General features: G+C 61.9%; 24 protein-coding genes. 15 read left to right on the plus strand and 9 right to left on the minus strand.

Going from position 1 to position 24,723, the window contains the following annotated elements:
• Window positions 1-16: 16 nt before the first annotated feature.
• Window positions 17-958 carry an AEC family transporter gene (locus H045_RS01065; protein WP_015371169.1) on the plus strand — a complete coding sequence of 314 codons (942 nt, stop codon included), beginning with the start codon at window positions 17-19 and terminating at the stop codon, window positions 956-958.
• 36 nt (window positions 959-994) lie between these two features.
• On the opposite strand, the gene H045_RS01070 is transcribed toward H045_RS01065, so the two are convergent.
• From H045_RS01070 to gatC, 6 genes are all read right to left on the minus strand, one after another.
• Complete coding sequence (locus tag H045_RS01070) at window positions 995-1,378, minus strand: carboxymuconolactone decarboxylase family protein (RefSeq protein WP_015371170.1); 384 nt, start codon at window positions 1,376-1,378, stop codon at window positions 995-997.
• Window positions 1,375-2,421 carry a calcium/sodium antiporter gene (locus H045_RS01075; protein WP_041931412.1) on the minus strand — a complete coding sequence of 349 codons (1,047 nt, stop codon included), beginning with the start codon at window positions 2,419-2,421 and terminating at the stop codon, window positions 1,375-1,377. Before H045_RS01075 ends, H045_RS01070 begins: the two co-directional genes overlap by 4 nt.
• Before the next feature lie 58 nt (window positions 2,422-2,479).
• A complete protein-coding gene (locus H045_RS01080; protein ID WP_004372219.1) occupies window positions 2,480-2,851 on the minus strand; it encodes a septal ring lytic transglycosylase RlpA family protein in 372 nt (123 codons plus the stop codon).
• Window positions 2,852-3,012: 161 nt separating this feature from the next.
• Entirely contained in the window at window positions 3,013-4,458 is a 1,446-nt protein-coding gene (gene gatB, locus H045_RS01085; RefSeq protein WP_004372217.1) for an Asp-tRNA(Asn)/Glu-tRNA(Gln) amidotransferase subunit GatB, read from the minus strand.
• A 10-nt stretch (window positions 4,459-4,468) separates the two neighbouring features.
• The gene (gene gatA / locus H045_RS01090; RefSeq protein ID WP_015371171.1) at window positions 4,469-5,920 is read right to left on the minus strand and encodes an Asp-tRNA(Asn)/Glu-tRNA(Gln) amidotransferase subunit GatA; all 1,452 of its coding nucleotides are present in this window, start codon (window positions 5,918-5,920) and stop codon (window positions 4,469-4,471) included.
• A 16-nt stretch (window positions 5,921-5,936) separates the two neighbouring features.
• The gene (gene gatC, locus H045_RS01095) at window positions 5,937-6,224 is read right to left on the minus strand and encodes an Asp-tRNA(Asn)/Glu-tRNA(Gln) amidotransferase subunit GatC (protein ID WP_004372213.1); all 288 of its coding nucleotides are present in this window, start codon (window positions 6,222-6,224) and stop codon (window positions 5,937-5,939) included.
• A 210-nt stretch (window positions 6,225-6,434) separates the two neighbouring features.
• On the opposite strand from gatC, the gene mreB reads away from it, so the two are divergent.
• From mreB to tldD, 8 genes are all read left to right on the plus strand, one after another.
• Complete coding sequence (gene mreB / locus H045_RS01100) at window positions 6,435-7,472, plus strand: rod shape-determining protein MreB (RefSeq protein WP_002555108.1); 1,038 nt, start codon at window positions 6,435-6,437, stop codon at window positions 7,470-7,472.
• A 168-nt stretch (window positions 7,473-7,640) separates the two neighbouring features.
• A complete protein-coding gene (mreC, locus tag H045_RS01105; protein WP_004372132.1) occupies window positions 7,641-8,705 on the plus strand; it encodes a rod shape-determining protein MreC in 1,065 nt (354 codons plus the stop codon).
• Window positions 8,705-9,193, plus strand: a complete 489-nt coding sequence (gene mreD, locus H045_RS01110) for a rod shape-determining protein MreD (RefSeq protein WP_004372130.1) — start codon at window positions 8,705-8,707, stop codon at window positions 9,191-9,193. Before mreC ends, mreD begins: the two co-directional genes overlap by 1 nt.
• A 51-nt stretch (window positions 9,194-9,244) precedes the next feature.
• The gene (locus H045_RS01115; RefSeq protein ID WP_004372128.1) at window positions 9,245-9,841 is read left to right on the plus strand and encodes a Maf family protein; all 597 of its coding nucleotides are present in this window, start codon (window positions 9,245-9,247) and stop codon (window positions 9,839-9,841) included.
• Between the two features lie 70 nt (window positions 9,842-9,911).
• Window positions 9,912-11,369, plus strand: a complete 1,458-nt coding sequence (gene rng, locus H045_RS01120; RefSeq protein WP_004372126.1) for a ribonuclease G — start codon at window positions 9,912-9,914, stop codon at window positions 11,367-11,369.
• A 76-nt stretch (window positions 11,370-11,445) separates the two neighbouring features.
• Window positions 11,446-15,261 carry a YhdP family protein gene (locus H045_RS01125; RefSeq protein WP_015371172.1) on the plus strand — a complete coding sequence of 1,272 codons (3,816 nt, stop codon included), beginning with the start codon at window positions 11,446-11,448 and terminating at the stop codon, window positions 15,259-15,261.
• A 46-nt stretch (window positions 15,262-15,307) separates the two neighbouring features.
• Entirely contained in the window at window positions 15,308-16,156 is an 849-nt protein-coding gene (locus H045_RS01130) for a carbon-nitrogen hydrolase family protein (protein WP_004372122.1), read from the plus strand.
• A gap of 16 nt (window positions 16,157-16,172) precedes the next feature.
• Complete coding sequence (gene tldD / locus H045_RS01135) at window positions 16,173-17,615, plus strand: metalloprotease TldD (protein WP_004372119.1); 1,443 nt, start codon at window positions 16,173-16,175, stop codon at window positions 17,613-17,615.
• A gap of 45 nt (window positions 17,616-17,660) precedes the next feature.
• Here the strand turns inward: tldD and yjgA are convergent, their stop codons facing one another.
• A complete protein-coding gene (yjgA, locus tag H045_RS01140) occupies window positions 17,661-18,182 on the minus strand; it encodes a ribosome biogenesis factor YjgA (protein ID WP_004372117.1) in 522 nt (173 codons plus the stop codon).
• 108 nt (window positions 18,183-18,290) lie between these two features.
• Here yjgA and pmbA point away from each other — a divergent pair, with 108 nt between their 5' ends.
• From pmbA to H045_RS01170, 6 genes are all read left to right on the plus strand, one after another.
• Window positions 18,291-19,637, plus strand: coding sequence for a metalloprotease PmbA (gene pmbA / locus H045_RS01145; protein ID WP_004372115.1), 1,347 nt, complete (start codon window positions 18,291-18,293; stop codon window positions 19,635-19,637).
• 150 nt (window positions 19,638-19,787) lie between these two features.
• On the plus strand, window positions 19,788-20,183 hold the full coding sequence (locus tag H045_RS01150) for a hypothetical protein (RefSeq protein ID WP_015371173.1): 396 nt from the start codon (window positions 19,788-19,790) through the stop codon (window positions 20,181-20,183).
• Complete coding sequence (locus H045_RS01155) at window positions 20,176-21,552, plus strand: class II fumarate hydratase (protein WP_015371174.1); 1,377 nt, start codon at window positions 20,176-20,178, stop codon at window positions 21,550-21,552. Before H045_RS01150 ends, H045_RS01155 begins: the two co-directional genes overlap by 8 nt.
• A 27-nt stretch (window positions 21,553-21,579) precedes the next feature.
• Window positions 21,580-22,008, plus strand: a complete 429-nt coding sequence (locus H045_RS01160) for a hypothetical protein (protein WP_004372109.1) — start codon at window positions 21,580-21,582, stop codon at window positions 22,006-22,008.
• A gap of 1 nt (window position 22,009) precedes the next feature.
• Complete coding sequence (locus tag H045_RS01165; protein WP_004372107.1) at window positions 22,010-22,621, plus strand: superoxide dismutase; 612 nt, start codon at window positions 22,010-22,012, stop codon at window positions 22,619-22,621.
• A 33-nt stretch (window positions 22,622-22,654) separates the two neighbouring features.
• Window positions 22,655-23,548, plus strand: coding sequence for a ZIP family metal transporter (locus H045_RS01170; RefSeq protein ID WP_015371175.1), 894 nt, complete (start codon window positions 22,655-22,657; stop codon window positions 23,546-23,548).
• Between the two features lie 26 nt (window positions 23,549-23,574).
• On the opposite strand, the gene H045_RS01175 is transcribed toward H045_RS01170, so the two are convergent.
• Both H045_RS01175 and rapZ read right to left on the minus strand, forming a co-directional pair.
• Window positions 23,575-23,847: an HPr family phosphocarrier protein gene (locus H045_RS01175; RefSeq protein ID WP_004372103.1), complete on the minus strand. Its 273-nt coding sequence runs from the start codon at window positions 23,845-23,847 to the stop codon at window positions 23,575-23,577.
• A gap of 16 nt (window positions 23,848-23,863) precedes the next feature.
• On the minus strand, window positions 23,864-24,721 hold the full coding sequence (gene rapZ, locus H045_RS01180; RefSeq protein WP_004372101.1) for an RNase adapter RapZ: 858 nt from the start codon (window positions 24,719-24,721) through the stop codon (window positions 23,864-23,866).
• Window positions 24,722-24,723: the final 2 nt, after the last annotated feature.

Consider the following 24,723-nt stretch of genomic DNA (forward strand, 5'->3'; position numbering starts at 1 on the left):
AAAGGTTCTCCCCGGCATGCTGGCTATCTTCCTCACTACCCTCACCATCACCGCGCCGGTGTTTGCCATGCTGTTTCTCGGTGTGCTGCTCAAGCGCATCAACTGGATCAACGACAACTTTATCCACACCGCCTCATCCCTGGTGTTCAACGTCACCATGCCGGCGCTGCTGTTTCTCGGCATCCTGCACGCCGACCTGCATGCCGCGCTCCAGCCGGGTTTGCTGATCTATTTTGCCGTCGCCACCGTACTGAGTTTCGCCTGTGCCTGGGGCTGGGCGATTTTTCGCTGCAAGCCGGCAGACCGGGGTATCTATGCCCAGGGCGCGTTTCGCGGCAACAACGGGGTGATCGGCCTGGCGCTGGCCGCCAGCATGTACGGCGACTATGGCATCTCCCTGGGCGCCGTCCTCGCGGCGCTGGTGATCCTGCTCTATAACACGCTGTCGACCATCGTGCTGGCGGTGTACAGCCCGGTGATCAAGTCCGACCCATGGAGCATCTGCAAGAGTGTGCTGGCCAACCCGCTGATCATCAGCGTGATCGTCGCCGCGCCGTTCGCCTACTTTCAGCTCGGCGTACCCGGCTGGCTGGAAAAATCCATGCAGTACCTGGCCGACACCACGCTGCCATTGGCGCTGATCTGCATCGGCGGCACCTTGTCCCTGGCGGCGCTGCGCAAGAGCGGCAACATGGCGCTCAGCGCGAGCCTGATGAAGATGGTCTGGCTGCCGATCGTCGCAACCCTGGGAGCGTGGCTGCTGGGTTTTCGCGGGCCGGAGCTGGGGATTCTGTTTCTGTACTTCGGTGCGCCCACCGCCGCAGCCAGTTATGTGATGGCCCGGGCGGCCGAGGGCAACCACGAGTTGGCGGCCGCGATTATCGTGATCACCACGCTGATGGCGGCGGTGACCACCAATATCGGGATTTTCGTGTTGCAGGCAGGTGGCTGGATCTGAGGTTGCGGTGGCTTGCCTGCGATGCCTACCTGAAGATCACTGCTGCTCTGCCTGATACACCTCAATCACTTCCTGCGCCGCCCGAAACGCATCAATCGCTGCCGGCACGCCGGCATACACCGCGCAATGCAGCAGCGCCTCGCGAATCTCTTCCACGGTACAGCCATTGTTCAACGCGCCGCGCACGTGACCCTTGAGTTCCTGCGGGCACTTGAGCGCGGTGAGGGCGGCGAGGGTGATCAGGCTGCGGGTCTTGAGCGGTAACCCTTCGCGATTCCACACACTGCCCCAGGCATGGTCGTTGACGAAGTCCTGCAACGGCTGGGTGAACTCGGTGGCATTACCCAGGGCTCGGTCGACGAACACATCGCCCATCACTTGGCGACGCATGGCGACGCCGGGCTTCTTCTGATCGGTCATTGCGGTTCCCTCTTGTGTTGGCGGCGCCAGGCGCGCAGCGTGCTGAACAGCAGAAAAGCCACCAGCGCCGGCAGGACGTAATACAGCATCAGGTGTTCAAGCTTGCCAGCCAGGGGCATGCCAGTGGTGAACGCCATCACATGCAGCCCATAGGCGAGATACAGGCCCAGCATCACCAGGCCTTCGGCGCGGGTCACGCGGTAGCCGCTGTAGAACACCGGCAGGCACAGTACCACCACGCCGAGCATCACCGGCAGGTCGAAATCCACGGCATTGGGCGACACCGACAGTGGCGTCGGCGCGAGCAGGGCGGTGAGCCCCAGCACCCCGAGCAGGTTGAACAGGTTGCTGCCGATCACGTTGCCCACGGCAATCTCGCGCTCGCCGCGCAGGGCGGCAATCAGCGACGTCGCCAGGCACGGCAAGGAGGTGCCGACGCCGATCAGTGTCAGCCCGACGATACGCTCCGACAGGCCCAGGTCGCCCGCCACGTCCACTGCCGCACCGAGCAGCAGATGCCCGGCCAGTACCAGCACCAGCAGCCCGCCAAAGATGCGCAATACGCTGCTCAGCCATGGTGCCCGGGCCACGGTGTCGAGGGTGCGCGGGCGGCGTGAGTGACGCGTCTGGTAATGCAGCACGCCGAGGTAGGCCAGCAGGGCGACCAGCAATAGCAGGCCGTCGAGCGGTGTCAGTTCCTCATTGGCGGCGAGGGTGAACACCAGCAGCGCAGCGACGATCATCACCGGGATGTCCAGGCGTACCAACTGGCGCGACACCCGCAGCGGGATGATCAGTGCCGCGAGGCCCAGGGTGACGAGGACGTTGAAGATGCTGCTGCCGATCACGCTGCCCACGGCAATATCGGTGTTGCCGGCGAGCGTGGCCTGCAGACTGACGGTCATCTGCGGCGCGCTGCTGCCGAAGGCGACGATGGTCAGGCCGATGATCAGCGGGCGCACCTTGAGGCTCGCGGCCAGGCGTACGGCGGCGCGCACCAGGACTTCGGCGCCGATGATCAGCAGCAGCAGGCCGCTGACCAGTTCGAGCAGGCTCCAGGGCGAGAGGGCGGTTAGTGCGGAAATGACCGGTGCTCCTTCTTCAATTGCTCATGGCCTGCACGCGAACCGGCGCAGTACCGCTGCTCAGCATGCCCAATTGCGCGGCAGCCTTGCGTGAAAGGTCGATCAGGCGCCCACGGGCATGCGGGCCGCGATCATTGATGCGCACGATCACGGAGCGGTTATTGTCGAGATTGGTCACCTTGACCTGCGTGCCGAAGGGCAGGCGCCGATGGGCGGCGGTCAGGGCGTTCTGGTTGAAGGGTTCACCGCTGGCGGTTCGGTTGCCATGGTGTTTGGCGCCGTAATAAGAGGCGGTGCCGGTTTCGTCGTAGCCATTGGGGTCGATGAGGCCGCTGGCGCAGCCGGCAAGCAGAGAGAACAGGGCCAGCAGGCCGAGTAGACGCTTCATGTTCAAGGTTTCCCCATTACAAATGTGGGAGCGGGCTTGCTCGCGAAAGCGGTGGATCAGTCAGCAGATTCGTTGCTTGACACACCGCATTCGCGAGCAAGCCCGCTCCCACAAGGGGTCAGAGTTGGACGTGAGGTCCTGCTCCGACCATTTCACCGCGTTTAGCCTTCGAGTTTGCTTTTCAGCAGCTCGTTCACCTGTTGCGGGTTGGCCTTGCCTTTGGACGCTTTCATCGCCTGGCCGACAAAGAAACCGAACATCTTGCCGCGTTTGGCTTCATCCGCCGCGCGGTATTGTTCGACCTGTTCGGCATTGGCCGCGAGCATTTCATCGAGTACGGCCGAGATGGCGCCGCTGTCGGTGACCTGCTTGAGGCCGCGTTTCTCGATGATCTCGTCAGCGTTGCCTTCGCCTGTCGCCATCGCTTCGAACACCGTTTTGGCGATCTTGCCGGAGATGGTGTTGTCCTTGATGCGCAGCAGCATGCCGCCCAGTTGCTCGGCCGAGACCGGCGCTTCGTCGATTTCCAGGCCTTGCTTGTTCAGCAGGCTGCCCAGCTCGACCATGACCCAGTTGGCCGCCAGCTTGGCGTCACCGGCAATGCTCACGACCTTTTCGAAGTAGTCGGCCTGCTCGCGGCTGGAGGCCAGTACGCTGGCGTCGTACACCGAGAGACCGAACTGCGCCTGGAAGCGCTCGCGTTTCTGCGGCGGCAGCTCCGGCAGGGTGGCGCGGATGTCATTGAGGAACGAATCCTCGATGACCACCGGCAGCAGGTCCGGGTCGGGGAAGTAACGGTAGTCGTTGGCTTCCTCCTTGCTGCGCATGGCGCGGGTTTCATCTTTGTTCGGGTCGTACAGGCGGGTTTGCTGGATCACCTTGCCGCCGTCCTCGATCAGTTCGATCTGGCGACGTACTTCGGTGTTGATCGCCTTTTCGATGAAACGGAACGAGTTGACGTTCTTGATCTCGCAGCGCGTGCCGTACTCGGTCTGGCCTTTTGGGCGCACCGACACGTTGCAGTCGCAACGCAGGGAGCCTTCGGCCATGTTGCCGTCGCAAATGCCCAGATAACGCACCAGCGCGTGGATCGTTTTGACGTAGGCCACGGCTTCCTTGGCGCTGCGCATGTCCGGCTCGGAGACGATTTCCAGCAGCGGCGTGCCGGCGCGGTTCAGGTCGATGCCGGTGGCGCCGTTGAATTCTTCATGCAGGCTCTTGCCCGCATCTTCTTCAAGGTGCGCACGGGTCACGCCGACGCGCTTGATGGTGCCGTCTTCCAGCGGGATATCCAGGTAGCCCTTGCCGACGATCGGCAATTCCATCTGGCTGATCTGGTAACCCTTGGGCAGGTCAGGGTAGAAGTAGTTCTTGCGCGCGAAGACGTTGTGCTGGCCGATTTCGGCGTCAATCGCCAGGCCGAACATCACCGCCATGCGCACCGCTTCCTGGTTCAGCACCGGCAGCACGCCGGGCATGCCCAGGTCGACCAGGCTGGCCTGGGTGTTGGGCCCTGCGCCGAACGTGGTGGCGCTGCCGGAGAAAATCTTCGATTGGGTGGCGAGCTGGGTATGAATCTCCAGCCCGATCACAACTTCCCATTGCATAGTGTTCTCCTCAGAAGCCGGTTGGGGTGCGAGTGTGCCAGTCAGTGTTCAACTGGTACTGGTGCGCCACATTGAGCAGGCGGCCTTCCTGGAAATACGGTGCGAGCAATTGCACGCCCACCGGCAGACCGTCGACGAAGCCGGCCGGCATGGACAAGCCCGGCAGACCTGCGAGGTTGGCGGTGATGGTGTAGAGGTCTTCGAGGTACTCGGCAATCGGGTCGCCGGTCTTGGCACCGATCTTCCAGGCCGGGTTCGGCGTGGTTGGGCCAAGGATCACGTCGACTTCTTCGAAGGCAGCCATGAAGTCGTTCTTGATCAGGCGACGGATTTTTTGCGCCTTGAGGTAGTACGCGTCGTAGTAGCCGGCCGACAGCGCGTAGGCGCCGACCATGATGCGCCGTTGCACTTCGGCGCCGAAGCCTTCGCCACGGGAGCGCTTGTACAGATCGGTGAGGTCCTTGGGGTTTTCGCAGCGGTAGCCGAAACGCACGCCGTCGAAACGCGACAGGTTGGAGGAGGCTTCGGCCGGGGCGATGACGTAGTAGGCGGGAATCGCGTGCTGGTTGTTCGGCAGGCTGATTTCCTTGATCACGGCGCCCAGGCCTTCCAGCGTCTTGACGCTGTTGTGCACGAGCTCTGCGATACGCGGGTCGAGACCGGCGCTGAAGTATTCCTTCGGCACGCCGATGCGCAGGCCCTTGAGCGAGGTGTTGAGGCTGGCGCTGTAGTCCGGCACCGGTTCATCGATGCTGGTGGAGTCCTGCGCATCGAAGCCGGCCATGCCTTGCAACAATATTGCGCAGTCTTCTGCGGTGCGCGCCAGCGGGCCGCCCTGATCGAGGCTCGACGCGTAGGCGATCATGCCCCAGCGCGACACGCGACCGTAGGTCGGCTTCAGGCCGGTGAGGTTGGTGAAGGCAGCCGGTTGGCGAATGGAACCGCCGGTGTCGGTGGCCGTGGCGGCCGGCAACAGGCGCGCGGCCACGGCAGCGGCCGAACCACCGGACGAGCCGCCCGGCACGTGTTCGAGGTTCCAGGGGTTTTTCACCGCGCCGTAGTAGCTCGACTCGTTGGCAGAACCCATGGCGAATTCGTCCATGTTGGTCTTGCCCAGGGTGACCGCGCCGGCGGCGGCCAGCTTGGACACCACGGTGGCGTCGTAGGGCGCTTTGAAGTTGTCGAGCATCTTCGAGCCGCAGCTGGTGCGAATGCCCTGGGTGCAGAACAGGTCCTTGTGGGCGATGGGCGCACCCAGCAGGGCGCCGTTCTCACCGTTGGCGCGACGCACGTCGGCGGCCTTGGCCTGGCTCAGGGCCAGTTCTTCGGTGAGGCTGATGAAGCTGTTGACCTTGGGATCGTGCTCGGCGATGCGCGCAAGCAGGGTTTTGGTCAGTTCTTCAGCGGAAAACTTTTTTTCGGCGAGACCACGGGCGATCTCGGCCAGAGTCATGTGATGCATGAAAGGCTCTTTCCCTTTAGTCGATGACTTTCGGAACCAGGTACAGGCCGTTTTCGACCGCTGGCGCGATGGACTGGTAGGCCTCGCGATTATCGCGTTCGGTCACGACGTCTGCGCGCAGGCGCTGGCTGGCTTCCAGCGGGTGAGCCAGGGGCTCGATGTCGTCGGTATTGACGGCCTGCATCTGGTCAACCAGCCCCAGAATGCTGTTCAGGGCTGCGGTGGTCTGTGGAAGATCGGCATCATTGAGGCCAAGCGAGGCCAGATGCGCGATTTTTTCCACGTCGGAGCGTTCAAGCGCCATGGGAATCTCCAGTGGAAAACGGAACGGAGAGCGTCCGTGTGTTAGATTGTCGGAACACTACCGCATTTCTACGGTCATAAGGCCGCGATTGTGGGGGTTGGTGCACAGAAAGTCGGCCAATTTAGCACATTGGCGCCTTGCCCAAAATCCCTGTCGTTGTTAGAGTTTGCCGCACTTTTTTACCCACGCGTTGCCTAGGGTCCTTTCCCCATGTTCAAGAAACTGCGTGGCATGTTTTCCAGCGATCTTTCCATTGACCTGGGCACTGCCAACACCCTTATTTACGTGCGCGAGCGCGGTATCGTTCTGAATGAGCCATCGGTTGTGGCCATTCGGACCCATGGTAATCAGAAAAGTGTCGTTGCCGTCGGCACCGAGGCCAAGCGCATGCTCGGCCGAACACCTGGCAATATTGCCGCCATTCGTCCGATGAAAGACGGCGTGATCGCCGACTTCAGCGTCTGCGAGAAGATGCTGCAGTACTTCATCAACAAGGTTCACGAAAACAGTTTCCTGCAGCCCAGCCCTCGTGTGCTGATCTGCGTTCCATGCAAATCCACCCAGGTTGAGCGTCGTGCCATCCGTGAGTCGGCCCTTGGCGCCGGTGCCCGTGAAGTGTTCCTGATCGAAGAGCCAATGGCTGCCGCGATCGGTGCCGGCCTGCCGGTGGAAGAAGCACGTGGTTCGATGGTGGTGGATATCGGTGGTGGTACTACCGAGATCGCCCTGATTTCCCTGAACGGTGTGGTGTATGCCGAATCCGTGCGCGTAGGCGGCGACCGCTTCGACGAAGCGATCATCACGTATGTGCGTCGTAACTACGGCAGCCTGATCGGCGAATCCACCGCCGAGCGCATCAAGCAGGAAATCGGCACCGCTTACCCGGGCGGCGAAGTGCGAGAAGTCGATGTGCGCGGTCGTAACCTGGCCGAAGGCGTGCCACGTGCCTTCACCCTGAACTCCAATGAAGTGCTGGAAGCTCTGCAAGAGTCCCTGGCGACCATCGTTCAGGCTGTGAAAAGTGCCCTGGAGCAGTCGCCGCCGGAGCTGGCTTCCGATATCGCCGAGCGTGGCCTGGTGCTGACCGGTGGTGGCGCGCTGCTGCGTGACCTCGACAAGCTGCTGGCCCAGGAAACCGGCTTGCCGGTAATCGTCGCCGAAGACCCGTTGACCTGCGTGGCCCGTGGCGGTGGTCGTGCACTGGAAATGATGGATAAACACACCATGGACCTGCTCTCCAGCGAATAAGATCGCTGGTCGCGCCATGATTCGCCCGCAGGCAGCACTTTGCAGTGCTGCCTGTCGGCGTTTATCTTCTTCAATCTGCATCCAGGCCGGTTTGATGCCGTATGAATAAAGAGAACATTTGCCCGGGAGGAGCGGCCTATTAAACCGCTTTTCGCCAAAGGCCCCTCATTGGGCGTGCGCTTGCTGGTGCTGGTCGTGCTTTCGGTCGCGCTGATGGTGGTCGATGCCCGCTTTGCGCTGCTCAAGCCCGTGCGCAGCCAGATGTCGCTGGTGTTGATGCAGACCTACTGGATCACCGACTTGCCGCAACGGCTCTATCAGGGCGTGGCCAGCCAATTCGGCAGCCGCACCGAGCTTGCCGCCGAAAACGAAAAACTCAAGACTGAAAACCTGCTGCTGCAGGGACGCATGCAAAAGCTGGCGGCCCTCACCGAGCAGAACGTTCGGCTGCGCGAGTTGCTCAACTCATCGGCGCTGGTCAACGAGAAGGTCGAAGTGGCCGAGCTGATCGGCATGGACCCCAATCCCTTCACTCATCGCATCATCATCAACAAGGGTGAGCGCGACGGCGTGGTGCTCGGTCAGCCGGTGCTCGATGCGCGTGGCCTGATGGGGCAGGTGGTTGAGCTGATGCCCTACACCTCCCGCGTGCTGTTGCTCACCGACACCACCCACAGCATCCCGGTGCAAGTCAATCGCAACGGCCTGCGGGCGATTGCCAGCGGCACCGGCAATCCAGAGCGCCTGGAGTTGCGCCACGTGGCCGATACCGCCGATATCAAGGAGGGCGACCTGCTGGTCAGCTCCGGACTTGGTCAGCGGTTTCCGGCGGGTTACCCGGTGGCGACGGTCAAGGAAGTGATCCACGATTCCGGCCAGCCATTCGCCATTGTGCGCGCCGTACCGACGGCCGCCCTCAACCGTAGCCGTTACCTTCTGCTGGTGTTCAGCGACAACCGTACCCCGGAAGAGCGCGCCAACGATGCCGCGCAGGCCCAGGAAGCGGAAGACAAGCAGAACGGCACGCTGCCGGTCACGCCCGCCATCGTGCCGAAGCCGGCCTTTGTGGGGCCACCGGCACCGGCGAATCTTCCGGCAGCGACGGCGCCGGTTGCGACACCCGCCAAGCCCGCCACGCACAGCGCACGCCCGGCAAAACCCGCAGCCAGCACCACGCCTGCCGCTAAGCCGCCTGCCGGCGCTGCGTCCACCACGCGGCAGAGGGAGGAATAATGGCCAGTACTCATTCGCGCAATGGCTGGGTGGTCTGGCTGACGTTCGCCGTCGGCTTGTTGCTCAGCGTGTCGCCGCTGCCGCAGTTCATGGAAATCCTTCGTCCGTTGTGGTTGGCCCTGCTGCTGGCGTTCTGGTCGCTGCACCTGCCACACCGGGTCGGCATGGTCACCGCGATGTTTCTGGGCTTGGCCGAAGATGTGCTCTATGGCACCTTGCTTGGCCAGAACGCGCTGATCCTCACCCTGATTACCTTTCTGGTGCTGTCGTTGCAGCAGCGTTTGCGCATGTTCCCGATGTGGCAGCAGTGCCTGGTGATCCTGGTGATTTTCGGCCTGGCGCAACTGGTTCAACTCTGGCTCAGCGCCTTGACCGGCAACCGCCAGCCAACGCTGGCGCTGGTATTGCCGGCCCTGGTCAGTGCGCTGCTGTGGCCCTGGATCAGTTTCGGCCTGCGTGGGCTGCGTCGCCGTTATAAAATAAATTGAATGGATTGCGAGGCTCTGCCTGGTTATCGAACCCCACAGGGAGAGTCTGCAATGAATTCGCTTTATCTGGCCTCGGGTTCTCCCCGGCGGCGTGAACTGCTGACCCAGATCGGTGTGCCCTTCACCGTGGTCAGCGCCGCCATTGATGAAACGCCTCTTACCGATGAATCGCCTGTTTCCTACGTCGAGCGTCTTGCACGCGGCAAGGCGACGGCGGGTTTCGCCGTGGTTGAGTCACCCTCCAATGGCTGTGTGCTGGGCGCCGACACTGCTGTGATTGTCGATGGCCGCATCCTCGGCAAACCCGTGGACCAGGCCGATGCCCTGGCGATGTTGATGGCCCTCGCAGGCCGTGAACACGAGGTGCTGACCGCCGTTGCCCTGACGGATGGTCAGCGCTGCGAAACTTTATGTGTAAGCAGTCTTGTACGGTTTCGCGAGATTGACGTCGAAGAAGCCACCACCTACTGGCACAGTGGCGAGCCCCAGGACAAGGCGGGTGGCTACGCTATCCAGGGCCTGGGTTCGGTGTTCGTTGCCGGGCTCAATGGCAGCTATTCCGCTGTGGTCGGGCTGCCGGTGTGCGAAACCGCGCAACTGCTCGGCCGATTCGGCATACCCTGTTGGCAAAACCTTACCGCGCGCTGAACGCCGTATTACAGCGCCAAGCCTTGAGCGATCGGTCACTATTGTGAAAACGCCAGAACGAGACCCAGCCATGAGTGAAGAGATTCTGATCAATATCACGCCGATGGAATCGCGCGTGGCGGTGGTAGAGAACGGTGTTCTGCAAGAAGTGCACGTCGAGCGCACCCAGAAGCGCGGGATTGTCGGCAACATCTATAAAGGCAAAGTGGTGCGCGTGCTGCCTGGGATGCAGGCGGCATTTATCGACATCGGCCTGGACCGTGCGGCATTCATTCACGCGTCTGAGATCTCCCTGCGTGAAGGGCCGGCGGTCGAGAGTATCAGCGCCCTGGTGCATGAGGGGCAGAGCCTGGTGGTGCAAGTCACCAAGGACCCCATCGGCTCCAAAGGTGCGCGGCTGACGACACAGTTGTCGATTCCTTCGCGTTATCTGGTGTACATGCCGCGTACGGCCCATGTCGGCATTTCCTTGAAGATCGAAGACGAAGGCGAGCGCGAACGCCTGAAAAAAGTGGTCAGCGACTGCGTGGCGGCCGAAGGCATCAAGGAAGCCGGCGGCTTTATCCTGCGCACCGCCGCCGAGGGCGCCGGCGCCGATGAGATCCTCATGGATATCCGCTACCTGCGACGTCTGTGGGAGCAGATCGGTGAGCAGATCAAGACCATTGGCGCGCCCAGCGTCATCTATGAAGACCTCGGCCTGGCGCTGCGTACCCTGCGCGACCTGGTCAGCCCGAAAATCGAGAAAATTCGCATCGACTCGCGGGAAACCTTCCAGCGCACTACGCAATTTGTGGCCGAACTGATGCCGGAAATTGCCGACCGCCTTGAGCATTACCCAGGCGAGCGACCGATCTTCGACCTGTATGGCGTCGAAGACGAGATCCAGAAAGCCCTTGAGCGTAAGGTGCCGCTCAAGTCCGGCGGCTATCTGGTGGTGGACCCGGCGGAAGCCATGACCACCATCGACGTCAACACGGGGGCATTCGTCGGCCACCGCAACCTGGAAGAGACCATCTTCAAGACCAACCTCGAGGCGGCCACGGCGATTGCCCGCCAACTGCGCCTGCGCAACCTGGGCGGGATCATCATCATCGACTTCATCGACATGGAAGATGAAGAGCATCAACGCCAGGTACTGCGCACCCTTGAGAAACAGTTGGAGCGCGATCACGCCAAGACCAACATCATCGGCATCACCGAGCTGGGCCTGGTGCAGATGACCCGCAAGCGCACCCGCGAAAGCCTCGAACAGGTGCTGTGCGAGCCCTGCAGCAGTTGCCAGGGACGCGGTAAATTGAAAACCCCGGAAACGGTTTGCTACGAGATTTTCCGGGAAATCCTCCGAGAGGCGCGGGCCTACCAGGCTGAAGGTTATAGAGTGCTGGCTAACCAGAAAGTGGTCGACCGGCTGCTGGACGAAGAGTCCGGCAACGTCGCTGAACTGGAGGGGTTTATCGGGCGCACGATTCGCTTCCAGGTCGAAACCATGTATTCCCAGGAACAATACGACGTGGTGCTGCTCTGATCCCCAATCGCCTGTTTTCTTCGAGCCCGGCAGACCTCTATCTGCCGTCCGCCTGCCGCCTTGAGGGTCGCCTGACATGGAGCGTCTGATACGCTTTTTTGCCGCTTTGACCCGCTGGGGCCTGGGCCTGTGTGCGCTGCTGCTGGTATTGGCGGCGGTGTACGTAAGCCTGGGGCGTGAACTGACTCCGTTAGTGGCCGAATACCGCGCCGAAATCGAAGCCAAGGCCCAGGCGGCGGTCGGCATGCCTCTGCGTATAGGCAGCCTGGAAGGGCGTTGGAGCGGCTTTGCCCCGGTGTTGCTGGCTCACGATGTGATGGTCGGCGAGGGCAACAGCGCCTTGCGCCTGGATCAGGTCGAAGTGGTACCGGATATCTGGGCCAGCCTGATCGCCCGTGAAGTGCGTCTGGCGCATCTGGAAGTCAGCGGCCTGCAACTGAGCGTCAAGGAAGACAAGGACGGCCACTGGGCCCTGCAGGGCCTGCCGCTGCCGGACGACCAGCCGCTGGACCCGCAGCAGTTGCTCCAGCGCATGCAGCGGGTCCAGCGCGTGTCGGTGCTCGACAGTCAGGTCACCCTGCAACCCTTCGATCAGGCGCCGGCGACCCTCACCTACGTCGGTCTGAGCCTGCACACCGGCACCGATCGCCAGCGGCTGGATGCACGTCTGACCCTCCCCGATGGTCAGCCGCTGGCCCTGAACCTGCGCACGCGCATCCGCGCTAGCCAGTGGCAGGACGGCGAAGTCCGGGCTTACCTGAGTCTGCCTCAGAGCGATTGGGCCAGGTGGATTCCCGCCCGGCTCACCCAGCAATGGAAACTCACCGAGCTTAAGGCCGGCGGAGAACTCTGGCTGACTTGGGCCAAGGGCGCCGTGCAAAGCGCGGCTGCGCGCCTCAACGCGCCTGAGATAAAAGGCAGCTATGCCGCGCGCAAGCCGGTGCATATCGAGAACTTTGCCCTTACGGCTTACCTGCAGCGCAGCGACACGGGCCTTAAGGTGCTGTTTGATTCGCTGGCGATGAACCTCGGCGACAGCCGCTGGGAATCGCGCCTGCAATTGCAGCAGGCGCTGGCGACCGACAAGAGCCCGGAAACCTGGAAGTTGCAGGCTGATCGCCTGGACCTGACCCCGATTACCCCCCTGTTGAATGCCCTGGCGCCGCTGCCGGAAGGCTTCGCCAAAACCGTCGAACATCTCAAGGTCACTGGCGTGTTGCGCAATGTGCTGGTGGATTTCCGTCCCCAGGACAGCACCGACCAGAAACTCAGTTTCGCCGCCAATCTTGAGCGCGTGGGTTTCGATGCCTACTCCGGTGCGCCGGCTGCCCGTAATGTGTCCGGCAGCATCAGTGGCGACCTGGGTCAGGGCGAGTTGCGCATGGACAGCAAGGATTTTTCCCTGCACCTGGACCCGATCTTCGCCAAGCCCTGGCAGTACATCCAGGCCAATGCTCGGCTGACCTGGAAGCTGGATAAACAAGGCTTCACCCTGATCGCTCCCTATATCAAGGTGCTGGGCGAAGAAGGCAAGGTGGCCGCCGACTTCCTGATTCGCCTGCATTTCGATCATAGCCAGGAAGACTACATGGACCTGCGGGTGGGCATGGTCGATGGCGATGGGCGCTTCACACCCAAGTACTTGCCGGCGGTGCTGAGCCCGGCCCTGGATGAGTGGCTGCGCACGGCAATTCTCAAGGGCGCTGTCGACCAGGGCTTCTTCCAGTACCAGGGTTCGTTGAGTCATAACGCGCTGCCGGCGTCGCGCAATATCAGCCTGTTCTTCAAGGTGCATGACGCCGAGCTGGCATTCCAGCCGGGCTGGCCCCATGTGAGCAAGGTCAACGGCGAAGTATTTGTCGAGGAAAGCGGCGTGCGCATTCTGGCCAGCAAGGGCCAGTTGCTCGACACAAAGGTCAAGGACGTCTACGTCAATATTCCCCACGCCCCTGCGGGCAAGGACAGCCACCTGTTGCTGACCGGTGGTTTTTCCGGCAGTCTGGGCGATGGCCTGAAGATTCTGCAGGAGGCGCCGATTGGTACGGCGTCGACCTTTGCCGGCTGGAGAGGCGAGGGCGACCTGCAAGGCAAGCTGGACCTGGATGTGCCGCTGGCCAAGGGCACCGAGCCGAAGATCGTGGTGGACTTCCAGACCGACAAGGCTCGCCTGCAATTAGCCGACCCGACCCTGGACCTCAACCAACTGAAGGGGAATTTCCGCTTCGACAGCGCCAAGGGGTTGAGCGGCGATCAAATCAGCGCCCAGGCGTTCGATCGGCCCATCAGCGCACAGATCTTCGCCGAGGGCAGGCCGGGCGCCATCAGCACTCGTGTTGTGGCCAAGGGTCAGGTCACGGTCAAGCGGCTGACTGACTGGCTGAACGTCACCCAGCCGCTGCCGGTGTCCGGTGATATTCCTTACCAGTTGCAAGTGATCCTCAATGGGGCAGACAGTCAGTTGATGGTCAATTCCGACCTCAAGGGCGTGGCGGTGGATCTGCCGGCGCCGTTTGGCATGCCAGCGAGCCAGGGCCGTGACAGCACGTTCCGCATGACCCTTCAGGGCGCCGAACGGCGTTACTGGTTTGATTACGGGGAGCTGGCGAACTTCACCTTCGCCGCACCGCCCGACAACTTCAATGAGGGGCGCGGCGAGTTGTTCCTTGGCGATGGCGATGCCGTGCTGCCGGGTGCGAAGGGCCTGCGCGTCCGCGGTGTGTTGTCGGAGCTGGATATCGATCCGTGGAAAAAACTGGTTGGGCGCTACGCCGGCAACGACCCGGGTGGCAGCGCCAAGCAACTGCTCAGTGGTGCGGATTTCAAGGTCGGCAAGCTGACCGGCTTTGGCAAGCAGTTCGATCAGGTCAGCCTGCTGCTGGACCGCAAACCTGCGGCCTGGGGCCTGCAGCTCGACAGCCAGCAGGCCAAAGGTTCGGTGAACCTGCCGGATGCCAAGGGCGCCCCCATTGCGATCAACCTGCAGTACGTGAAACTGCCTGCGGTTGACCCGACGGTGCAGGCGGATGAAAACGCGCCGGACCCGCTGGCCGACATCGATCCCAAGGATATTCCGGCGCTGGATATCAACATCGACCAACTGTTCCAGGGCCCGGATCTGGTGGGTGTATGGTCGCTGAAAATCCGGCCGACGGCCAAGGGCCTGGCTTTCAACAGCCTGGACCTGGGCCTCAAGGGCTTGCAGCTCAAGGGCGCTGGCGGTTGGGAAGGCACGGCTGGCGACAGCAGCAGTTGGTACAAAGGGCGCCTGGACGGCAAGAACATCGCCGATGTGCTCAAGGGCTGGGGCTTTGCGCCTACCGTGACCAGTCAGGAATTCCACCTCGATGTGGATGGCCGCTGGCCGGGCTCGCCGGCATGGGTCGGGCCCAAACGGTTCTCCGGGATGCTCGATGCCGATTTCCGCCAGGGTCAGTTTGTCGAAGTCGAGGGCGGTGCCCAGGCGTTGCGCGTGTTTGGCCTGCTCAATTTCAACTCCATCGGCCGTCGCCTGCGCCTGGACTTCTCCGACCTGCTCGGCAAGGGCTTGAGCTATGACCGGGTCAAAGGCTTGCTGGCGGCCAGCGATGGCGTGTTTGTGACGCGAGAGCCGATCACCATGACTGGGCCTTCGACCAACCTGGAGCTCAATGGCACCCTGGACCTGGTGGCCGACCGCGTGGATGCCAAGCTGCTGGTGACCCTGCCGGTGACCAATAACCTGCCGATTGCGGCACTGATTGTTGGCGCGCCGGCCATCGGTGGCGCGCTGTTTCTGATCGACAAGCTGATCGGTGACCGCGTTTCGCGCTTCGCCAGCGTGCAATACACCGTGCAGGGCCCGTGGAAGGATCCGAAGATTACCTTCGACAAGCCTTTCGAAAAGGCCAAGTGAGACTTGATGGAGTAGCCTGTGGCTATTCTTCTGTGGAGTATTGGCCATGACGTTTGCGGTAATTCAGATGGTCAGCCAGAGCGACGTGCTGGCCAACCTGGCCGAGGCCCGGCGCCTGCTGGAACAGGCCGCCGAGGGCGGTGCCCGGCTTGCGGTGTTGCCGGAAAACTTCGCCGCCATGGGCCGTCGCGATGCGGCCGATATCGGCCGCGCCGAAGCCTTGGGCGAAGGCCCCATCCTGCCGTGGTTGAAACAGGCGGCCCGCGACCTCACCTTATGGATAGTGGCCGGCACATTACCGTTACCGCCCAGGGATCAACCGAATGCCAAGTCCACGGCGTGCTCGTTGCTGATTGATGATCGTGGAGAGGTGGTTGCCCGTTACGACAAACTGCACCTGTTCGACGTCGACGTGGCGGATGCCCGGGGTCGCTATCGTGAATCCGACGACTATGCTTTTGGCAGCAATGTCATAGTGGCTGAGACGCCCGTCGGGCGATTGGGGCTGACGGTGTGTTACGACCTGCGCTTCCCGGAGTTGTACAGCGAGTTGCGTGCGGCGGGGGCTGAGCTGATCAGCGCGCCCTCGGCCTTTACGGCGGTTACTGGCGCTGCGCATTGGGACGTGCTGATACGGGCGCGGGCCATCGAAACCCAGTGCTATGTGTTGGCGGCGGCTCAGGGTGGCGTGCACCCAGGCCCAAGGGAAACTCATGGACATGCTGCCATCGTCGACCCTTGGGGTCGTGTGCTGGCGCAACAGGATCAAGGCGGAGCGGTGTTGATAGCCGCGCGCGACAGTACTGAACAGGCGTCGATACGGGCGCGCATGCCGGTGGTGAATCACCGACGCTTTTTCTCGCAGGGCGCGCAGCGACCTGCCTCAGAACGATGAATTTAAGGCCAAACCTATGAGCGAGTTGTTGTCCTCAGTCAGTGAACACCTCCTGGCACCCGGTGGCGTGACCATCGAAAGCTTGCAAACCGTGCTCGGTGATCTGGCCGGGCCAGGCATCGATGCGGCCGACCTTTACTTCCAGGGACAGATTTCCGAGTCCTGGTCGCTGGAAGACGGCATCGTCAAGGAGGGCAGTTTCAACCTCGACCAAGGCGTGGGTGTGCGTGCGCAATCCGGCGAAAAGACCGGCTTTGCCTACAGCAACGCGATCACCCTGGAAGCGCTGGGCCAAGCCGCGCGTGCTGCGCGTTCGATCTCCCGTGCCGGCCAGAATGGCACGGTGCAGGCGTTCAGTACCCAGGATGTCGCCCAGTTGTACGCCCCGGATAACCCGTTGGAGGTGATCAGTCGTGCGGAAAAGGTCGAGCTGCTCAAGCGCGTCGACGCCGCCACCCGTGCGCTGGATCCGCGAATCCAGCGCGTCACCGTGAGCATGGCCGGGGTGTGGGAGCGCATTCTCGTGGCTTCCACCGACGGCAGCCTGGCAGCGGATGTACGCCCACTGGTGCGCTTCAATGTCAGTGTGATCGTCGAACAGAACGGCCGCCGCGAACGCGGTGGGCATGGCGGCGGCGGGCGTACCGACTACCGGTATTTCCTCGCCGACGACCGCGCCATGGGGTATGCCCGTGAAGCGTTGCGCCAGGCGCTGGTCAATCTGGAAGCGATTCCGGCGCCGGCGGGCACGTTGCCGGTGGTGTTGGGCTCCGGTTGGTCCGGCGTGCTGCTTCACGAAGCGGTGGGCCATGGCCTGGAAGGTGACTTCAATCGCAAGGGCAGTTCGGCCTACAGCGGCCGTATGGGCGAGAGGGTTGCGTCCAAGCTGTGCACCATTGTCGATGACGGCACGCTGGCCGGTCGTCGTGGCTCGTTGACGGTCGACGATGAGGGCACTCCGACCGAGTGCACCACCCTGATCGAGAACGGCGTGCTCAAGGGCTACATGCAGGACAAGCTCAATGCCCGCCTGATGGGTGTGGCGCGTACCGGTAACGGTCGTCGCGAGTCCTACGCGCACTTGCCGATGCCGCGCATGACCAACACCTACATGCTCGGCGGCGAAAGCGACCCGGCGGAGATCATTGCGTCGGTCAAGCGCGGGATCTATTGCGCCAACCTGGGCGGTGGCCAGGTCGATATCACCAGTGGCAAGTTCGTGTTCTCCACCAGCGAGGCGTACCTGATCGAAGACGGCAAAATTACCGCACCGGTCAAAGGCGCGACCTTGATTGGCAACGGTCCGGAAGCGATGAGCAAGGTGTCGATGGTCGGTAACGACCTGTCGCTGGACAGCGGCGTGGGCACATGCGGCAAGGATGGGCAATCGGTGCCGGTGGGCGTCGGCCAGCCAACGCTGAAGATTGATGCGATCACCGTGGGTGGCACGGGGTCGTAAGGGATGGAGCTTCGGGTGGCGCAGACCGCCACCCGGGGAAGAGGATCAGCGCAGGCCGCGTTGAGTCTCGTCCAGCTCACGGATGTACTTGAAGATTTTACGGCTGGTGGCCGGCGCCTTGTTGTGCGCCTGCTCATGCTGGGCCTGACGGATCAGGGAGCGCAGTTGTTGGCGGTCCGCGTCCGGGTAGTCCAGCACGAATTTCTCCAGCACGGCGTCATCGCCCGCGATCAGGCGGTCACGCCAACGTTCCAGGTTGTGGAAGCGTTCGTTGTACTGGCGAGTGGAGGCATCGGTTTGATCAAGCAGGGCCAGGATGGCGTCAATATCCTGATCGCGCATCAATTTGCCGATAAACATGATGTGCCGTTTACGCGCGATATTCGCGCTGTGCTTGGGCGCATCGGCCAGCGCCCGACGCATTTCGTCGGTCAGTGGCAGTTTGGCAATCAAGTCTTTTTTGAGCGTTGTAAGGCGCTCGCCGAGGTCAACCAGCGCATGCAGCTCGCGTTTGACCTGGGTTTTGCTTTTCTCCCCATCGAGGGAGTCGTCGTAAGAATCAACCATGGTGGCAGTCCGCAAAGAAACGCCGCCATGATAACCAGTCGGGGGCCGCTTGTCCGGCCCGGTCGCTCGATGGCCTTAACCGAAAGCAGATTTTGAGTGGAGAAAACCATGAGTGCAGCCCAAAGCGTCGGTCCGCAAGCGTTACCGGCACTGCAGGAACAAGTCGAGCAGATCCTTGCCGAGGCCAAGCGCCAGGGGGCCGGTGCCTGTGAAGTGGCAGTGTCGCTTGAGCAGGGGCTGTCGACTTCGGTGCGTCAGCGGGAAGTGGAAACCGTCGAGTTCAACCGTGACCAGGGGTTTGGCATCACTCTGTATGTCGGTCAGCGCAAAGGCTCTGCGAGCACTTCGGCCAGTGGCCCGGACGCCATACGCGAGACCGTGGCTGCCGCCCTGGCCATTGCCAGGCACACGTCCGAGGATGAAAGCTCGGGCCTGGCCGACAAGGCGCTGATGGCCAGGGACGTGCAGGATTTTGACCTGTTTCACGCCTGGGACATCACCCCGGAGCAGGCCATCGAACAGGCGTTGACGTGTGAGGCAGCGGCGTTCGACGCCGATGCACGCATCAAGAACGCCGATGGCACCACGTTGAGCACTCACCAGGGTTGCCGTGTGTACGGCAACAGCCATGGGTTTATCGGTGGTTATGCGTCCACCCGCCATAGCCTGAGCTGCGTCATGATTGCCGAAGCCAATGGCCAGATGCAGCGTGATTACTGGTACGACGTCAACCGCCAGGGCGAGTTGCTGGCCGACCCGGTCAGCATCGGCCAGCGGGCGGCACAGCGTGCTGCCAGCCGCCTGGGTGCGCGACCGGTACCAACCTGTGAAGTGCCGGTGCTGTTTTCCGCAGAGCTGGCCGGGGGCCTGTTCGGTAGTTTCCTGGGGGCAATTTCCGGCGGCAACCTGTACCGCAAATCCTCGTTCCTTGAGGGGGCCATCGGTCAAAAGCTGTTCCCGGAGTGGATGACCATCGATGAGCGTCCACACCTGATGCGCGCCATGGGCAGTTCATCGTTCGATGGCGATGGCTTGGCCACCTATGCCAAGCCGTTCGTCGAGCAGGGGGAGCTGGTGTCCTATGTGTTGGGCACTTACGCCGCTCGCAAGCTCGGCCTGCCCAGCACCGCCAACGCGGGCGGCGTGCATAACCTTTTCGTGAGCCATGGCGATGAAGACCAGGCGGCGCTGTTGCGGCGCATGGGGCGTGGCCTGCTGGTGACCGAATTGATGGGGCATGGCCTGAACATGGTGACCGGCGATTACTCGCGCGGTGCCGCAGGTTTTTGGGTAGAGAACGGCGAGATTCAGTTTGCCGTCCAGGAAGTCACCATCGCCGGCAACATGCGCGATATGTTCAGGCAGATAGTGGCGGTCGGGAATGATCTGGAACTGCGCAGCAACATTCGAACGGGTTCGGTATTGATCGAGCGGATGACAGTGGCGGGCAGCTGACCTACTCGCAAACGCAAATAAAAAAGCGCGCTATTCACACGAATAGCGCGCTTTTTTTATGCCTGGATTGCCGGCGGGTCACTCTGCCGGCATTGCGTTGAGTCTTATTATCATTTAATAATAAATATCATTACTGAATGAGTGTGGATCATGAGCTCCGTCCTGCATGAAGATCCCTACCTCGAAAGTTGGCGCTGGATGAGCCGTCAGATTCGCTGCGGCCTCGATCCCAACGAGCCGCGCCTGATCGAGCATTACCTCAACGAAGGTCGATACCTGGCGTGCTGTACGGCGACTCACCCATGGACAATCGCTGAAACTTCATTCCGCTTGCTGATCGACACTGCCAGCGATATCGCCCTGCCGTGGCACTGGCGATCCCTGTGCCTGGACCAGGCCTGGCGCCCCCTGCGCGATCTGGAAAAACTCTCCCGCTGTGCCTGTCGCCTCAAGCGCTGGCAGGCGTTTGCCTGGCAATTGGCGACCTGCCAATTGCGCCCCTCCCTTTCTGTTTCTGACCTGGCGCAAGGATCCTCCGATGAGTAACACCCGTATCGAACGCGACAGCATGGGCGAACTGCACGTACCGGCCGAAGCGCTCTATGGCGCCCAGACCCAGCGCGCCGTGGACAACTTCCCGATCAGCCACCAGCGCATGCCGGCGCCCTTCATTCGCGCGCTGATTCTGGCCAAGGCGGCCGCCGCCAAAGCCAATGTCGAGCTCAAACAGCTCAGCGAAGGGCAGGGCAAGGCCATCGTCGATGCCGCCCAGGGTCTGCTCGAAGGCGACTTCATGCGCCACTTCCCGGTGGATATCTTCCAGACCGGGTCCGGCACCAGCTCCAACATGAACGCCAACGAAGTGATCGCCACCCTCGCCAGCCGTCTGCTGGGTGAGAGGGTCGACCCCAATGATCATGTCAACTGCGGTCAAAGCAGCAACGACATCATCCCCACCACTATCCATGTCAGCGCGGCAATGGTGCTGCATGAGCAAACGTTGCCGGCGCTGCTGCATCTGGTGCAGGTGATCGAGCAGAAAGCCGAGCAGGTGCACCCGTTCATCAAGACCGGCCGCACCCACCTGATGGACGCCATGCCGGTACGCATGAGCCAGGTGCTCAATGGCTGGGCGCAGCAGCTCAAGGCCAATATCGGGCATCTGCAGGACCTGCTGCCCAGTCTGCAGGCCCTGGCCCAGGGCGGCACTGCCGTTGGCACTGGCATCAACGCACATCCTGAATTCGCCGTGCGCTTCAGTCAGCAACTGAGCAGCCTGACCGGCGTGAAGTTCGCTCCCGGCAAGAACCTTTTCGCGCTGATCGGCTCCCAGGACACCGCCGTTGCCGTGTCGGGCCAACTGAAGGCGACCGCCGTGTCGCTGATGAAAATCGCCAATGACCTGCGCTGGATGAACTCCGGCCCATTGGCCGGCCTGGGCGAAATCGAATTGCAAGCCTTGCAGCCGGGCTCATCGATCATGCCCGGCAAGGTCAACCCGGTGATCCCCGAGGCGACGGCCATGGTCGCCGCGCAGGTGATCGGCAATGACACGGTCATCACCATCGCCGGCCAGTCGGGCAACTTCGAACTCAACGTGATGCTGCCGATCATCGCCCAGAACCTGCTCAGCAGCCTCGAGCTGCTGGGCAACTCCAGCCGTCTGCTGGCAGACAAGGCGATTGCCGGCTTCAAGGTCAACGAAGCCAGGCTCAAGGAAGCGTTGTCGCGCAACCCGATCCTGGTGACCGCACTCAACCCGATCATTGGTTACCAGAAGGCGGCGGAAATTGCCAAGAAGGCCTATCAGCAAGGTCGCCCGGTGATCGATGTCGCCCTTGAACACACTGACTTGCCGCGCAGCCAACTGGAGGTCCTGCTGGACCCGGAAAAACTCACGGCCGGCGGCGTGTAATCACCGACCCCGCTTTGGAGGCTCATCATGGAGCACTGGAAACGCACGATCGAACGGGCCAATCGCTGTTTTATGGCAGGTGAACTGGTGGACGCTCGCGAAGCCTACCTGCAAGCCCTGGCCCTGGCGCAAGTGCTGTTCGAACGCTGGGCAGATGCCGACGAAGCGGTGGCCGCCTGCGTCATTTCCCATCACAACCTGGCGGACCTGCACCTGCGGCTAAACCAGCCTGAGGAAAGCGCTGAATACCTCTGTGCCGTCCATCAGCGCCTCTTGCAGACCATGCAGGACTCGCGTCTGCGACCGCAATTGCGCGAGGCGGCGTTGCGCCAAAGCAGCAAAACCTACGTCGAACTGCTGAATTTCATCAGCGATCACGGTGAATATCCACGCACCCACCGCCTGCTGGGCGGTACCGCGGTGCAACCGATCCCGTCTCAATACGGAGCACATTGATATGAGCTACACCTTGCCTGCCTTGCCCTACGCTTACGACGCCCTGGAGCCGCACATCGATGCGCAAACCATGGAAATCCACTACACCAAGCACCATCAGACCTATATCAACAACCTGAACGCTGCGGTTGAGGGCACTGAGTTTGCCGACTGGCCGATTGAAAAGCTGGTGTCCAGTGTCCAGCAGTTGCCCGAGAAATTGCGCGCCGCGGTGATCAACCAGGGCGGCGGTCATGCCAACCACTCGTTGTTCTGGGCCGTCATGTCGCCCAAAGGTGGCGGCAAGCCCGCAGGCGCACTCGGCAAGGCGATCGATGAGCAATTGGGCGGCTTCGACAGCTTCAAGGACGCATTCACCAAAGCGGCGTTGACCCGCTTCGGCAGCGGTTGGGCCTGGCTGAGCGTTACTCCGCAAAAGACCCTGGTGGTGGAAAGCAGTGGTAACCAGGACAGCCCTCTGATGAACGGCAATACCCCGATCCTGGGTCTGGATGTCTGGGAACATGCTTATTACCTGCTGTACCAGAACCGTCGCCCGGAGTACATCAACGCCTTCTACAGCGTTATCAACTGGCCTGAAGTTTCTGCACGCTACCAGGCCGCTGTGGTCTGACATTTATCTCCACAACAAGACCTAAGGCCGACTATGGGTACTGGAACACTGGCGATCAGCAGCGTGCGATTGTTTCGCTATGCGTTTGGCTCGCTGCTGCTACTGGCAGGAACTGCATTGCTGGTGGCCCACGGCCTGGCCTGGCTGGACCTGGAGCCGCGCATCCTGAGGGCCTTGCAGGGCGGTGCGATCTGCGCGCTCGGCACAGCCTTGGGCGCGGTGCCCGTACTGGTGATCCGGCGCATGCCGGTGGCCTTGAGCGATACGCTGTTAGGTTTCGGGGCGGGGGTCATGCTGGCCGCGACCGCCTTTTCGCTGGTGGTGCCGGGAATTTCCGCTGCCGAAAGCCTGGGGCTGTCGCCCTGGGGCGCTGGTGGCCTGATCAGTTTCGGCATCATGCTGGGCGCATTCGGGTTATATCTGGTGGATCGCAAGGTTTCCGGTGCCAGCCCGGAGATGCTGGTGGGCACCCCGGATAAACCGGTCATTCCGCCTCGAATCTGGTTGTTTGTATTTGCCATCATCGCCCACAACATTCCGGAAGGCATGGCCGTGGGGGTGTCCGCCGGTGGCGGCATGCCGGATGCCGACAGCCTCGCGATGGGCATCGCGCTGCAGGATGTACCGGAAGGATTGGTGATCGCGCTGGTGTTGGCGGGGGCAGGCATGTCGCGGGTCAAGGCATTTCTGATCGGTGCCGCTTCAGGCCTGGTGGAGCCGGTGTTCGCCGTACTCTGTGCCTGGCTGGTCACCCTGGCCGAGGTGCTGTTGCCGCTGGGCCTGGCGTTGGCTGCGGGTGCGATGCTGCTGGTGGTGACTCACGAAGTCATTCCGGAATCGCGGCGCAATGGTCACGACAAGCTTGCCAGTCTGGGATTGTGCCTGGGGTTCTGCTTGATGATGGTGATGGACACTGCGCTGGGTTAAGGTCTGATCCTGCTCACCCGTTGGGGTCATTCGCCTTCGTCAAACTTGTTGTTGATCAACTCCACCAGTGCGGCCATTGCTTCATCCTCCTGTTCACCTTCGGTGTTCAGATGAATTTTGGTGCCCTTGCCCGCAGCCAGCATCATCATTGCCATGATGCTTTTGCCGTCGACCATCGATTCCGGCGTGCGCCCGGCGCGGATCTGGCAAGGAAACTGCCCGGCAACGCCGACGAATTTTGCCGAAGCTCGGGCGTGCAGGCCCAGCTTGTTGATAATTTCAATTTCCAGAGCGGGCATCGCGCAGGTGTTCCTTTCAGCTTAGGTCGCGGTGGCGGACCTGGACGTTCTTGAGGGTTTGCTGCAGCACCTGGCCGAGGCGTTCGGTCAGGTAGACAGAGCGGTGATGGCCGCCGGTGCAGCCAATGGCAATGGTGACATAAGCGCGATTACTCGCGGCAAAGCGCGGCAGCCATTTGAGCAGGTAGGTGGAGATGTCTTGGAACATATCTTCCACATCCGGCTGGGCGGCCAGGTAATCGATCACTGGCTGATCCAGCCCGGATTGTTCACGTAGCTCCGGCTTCCAGTAAGGATTGGGCAGGCAGCGCACATCGAATACCAGGTCGGCATCCACCGGCATGCCGCGCTTGAAGCCAAATGACTCGACCAGAAAGGCCGTACCAGGCTCAGGCTGATTGAGCAGGCGCAGCTTGATCGCGTCGCGCAGCTGGTACAGGTTCAGATTGGTGGTGTTGATCTTCAGGTCGGCCAGATCAATGATTGGTCCCAGCAGCTTGGTTTCGTCCTCTATGGCTTCGGCCAGCGAACGGTTCGGGCTGCTCAGCGGGTGGCGCCGGCGGGTTTCGGAGAAGCGCTTGAGCAGCGTCTCTTCGTCCGCGTCCAGGTACAGCACGTCACAATGAATATGCTTGCCGCGCACCTCTTCGAGCAGTTCGGGGAACCGCGAAAGGTGGCTGGGCAGGTTGCGGGCGTCAATCGAGACGGCGACCAGAGGTTGCGCCAGTTCGGTGTGGATGAGCGCGCGTTCGGCCAGTTCCGGCAGCAGCCCGGCGGGCAAATTATCGATGCAATAAAAGCCGCTGTCCTCAAGCACGTTGAGTGCGGTGCTCTTACCCGAGCCGGAGCGGCCACTGACAATGATCAGGCGCATGG

Origin of the sequence: Pseudomonas poae RE*1-1-14 (assembly GCF_000336465.1) — a bacterium.
In the GTDB taxonomy this organism is placed as follows: domain Bacteria; phylum Pseudomonadota; class Gammaproteobacteria; order Pseudomonadales; family Pseudomonadaceae; genus Aquipseudomonas; species Aquipseudomonas poae.

Coding starts and splice junctions, on each gene's coding strand:
- H045_RS01170 (WP_015371175.1), top strand. CDS start 22,655: ATGGGTACTGGAACACTGGCGATCAGCAGCGTGCGATTGTTTCGCTAT.
- mreB (WP_002555108.1), top strand. CDS start 6,435: ATGTTCAAGAAACTGCGTGGCATGTTTTCCAGCGATCTTTCCATTGAC.
- H045_RS01065 (WP_015371169.1), top strand. CDS start 17: ATGCTGGCTATCTTCCTCACTACCCTCACCATCACCGCGCCGGTGTTT.
- mreD (WP_004372130.1), top strand. CDS start 8,705: ATGGCCAGTACTCATTCGCGCAATGGCTGGGTGGTCTGGCTGACGTTC.
- H045_RS01080 (WP_004372219.1), bottom strand. CDS start 2,851: ATGAAGCGTCTACTCGGCCTGCTGGCCCTGTTCTCTCTGCTTGCCGGC.
- H045_RS01125 (WP_015371172.1), top strand. CDS start 11,446: ATGGAGCGTCTGATACGCTTTTTTGCCGCTTTGACCCGCTGGGGCCTG.
- H045_RS01150 (WP_015371173.1), top strand. CDS start 19,788: ATGAGCTCCGTCCTGCATGAAGATCCCTACCTCGAAAGTTGGCGCTGG.
- pmbA (WP_004372115.1), top strand. CDS start 18,291: ATGAGTGCAGCCCAAAGCGTCGGTCCGCAAGCGTTACCGGCACTGCAG.
- H045_RS01160 (WP_004372109.1), top strand. CDS start 21,580: ATGGAGCACTGGAAACGCACGATCGAACGGGCCAATCGCTGTTTTATG.
- H045_RS01070 (WP_015371170.1), bottom strand. CDS start 1,378: ATGACCGATCAGAAGAAGCCCGGCGTCGCCATGCGTCGCCAAGTGATG.
- H045_RS01165 (WP_004372107.1), top strand. CDS start 22,010: ATGAGCTACACCTTGCCTGCCTTGCCCTACGCTTACGACGCCCTGGAG.
- rapZ (WP_004372101.1), bottom strand. CDS start 24,721: ATGCGCCTGATCATTGTCAGTGGCCGCTCCGGCTCGGGTAAGAGCACC.
- H045_RS01155 (WP_015371174.1), top strand. CDS start 20,176: ATGAGTAACACCCGTATCGAACGCGACAGCATGGGCGAACTGCACGTA.
- gatC (WP_004372213.1), bottom strand. CDS start 6,224: ATGGCGCTTGAACGCTCCGACGTGGAAAAAATCGCGCATCTGGCCTCG.
- H045_RS01175 (WP_004372103.1), bottom strand. CDS start 23,847: ATGCCCGCTCTGGAAATTGAAATTATCAACAAGCTGGGCCTGCACGCC.
- H045_RS01115 (WP_004372128.1), top strand. CDS start 9,245: ATGAATTCGCTTTATCTGGCCTCGGGTTCTCCCCGGCGGCGTGAACTG.
- rng (WP_004372126.1), top strand. CDS start 9,912: ATGAGTGAAGAGATTCTGATCAATATCACGCCGATGGAATCGCGCGTG.
- tldD (WP_004372119.1), top strand. CDS start 16,173: ATGAGCGAGTTGTTGTCCTCAGTCAGTGAACACCTCCTGGCACCCGGT.
- H045_RS01130 (WP_004372122.1), top strand. CDS start 15,308: ATGACGTTTGCGGTAATTCAGATGGTCAGCCAGAGCGACGTGCTGGCC.
- yjgA (WP_004372117.1), bottom strand. CDS start 18,182: ATGGTTGATTCTTACGACGACTCCCTCGATGGGGAGAAAAGCAAAACC.
- gatA (WP_015371171.1), bottom strand. CDS start 5,920: ATGCATCACATGACTCTGGCCGAGATCGCCCGTGGTCTCGCCGAAAAA.
- gatB (WP_004372217.1), bottom strand. CDS start 4,458: ATGCAATGGGAAGTTGTGATCGGGCTGGAGATTCATACCCAGCTCGCC.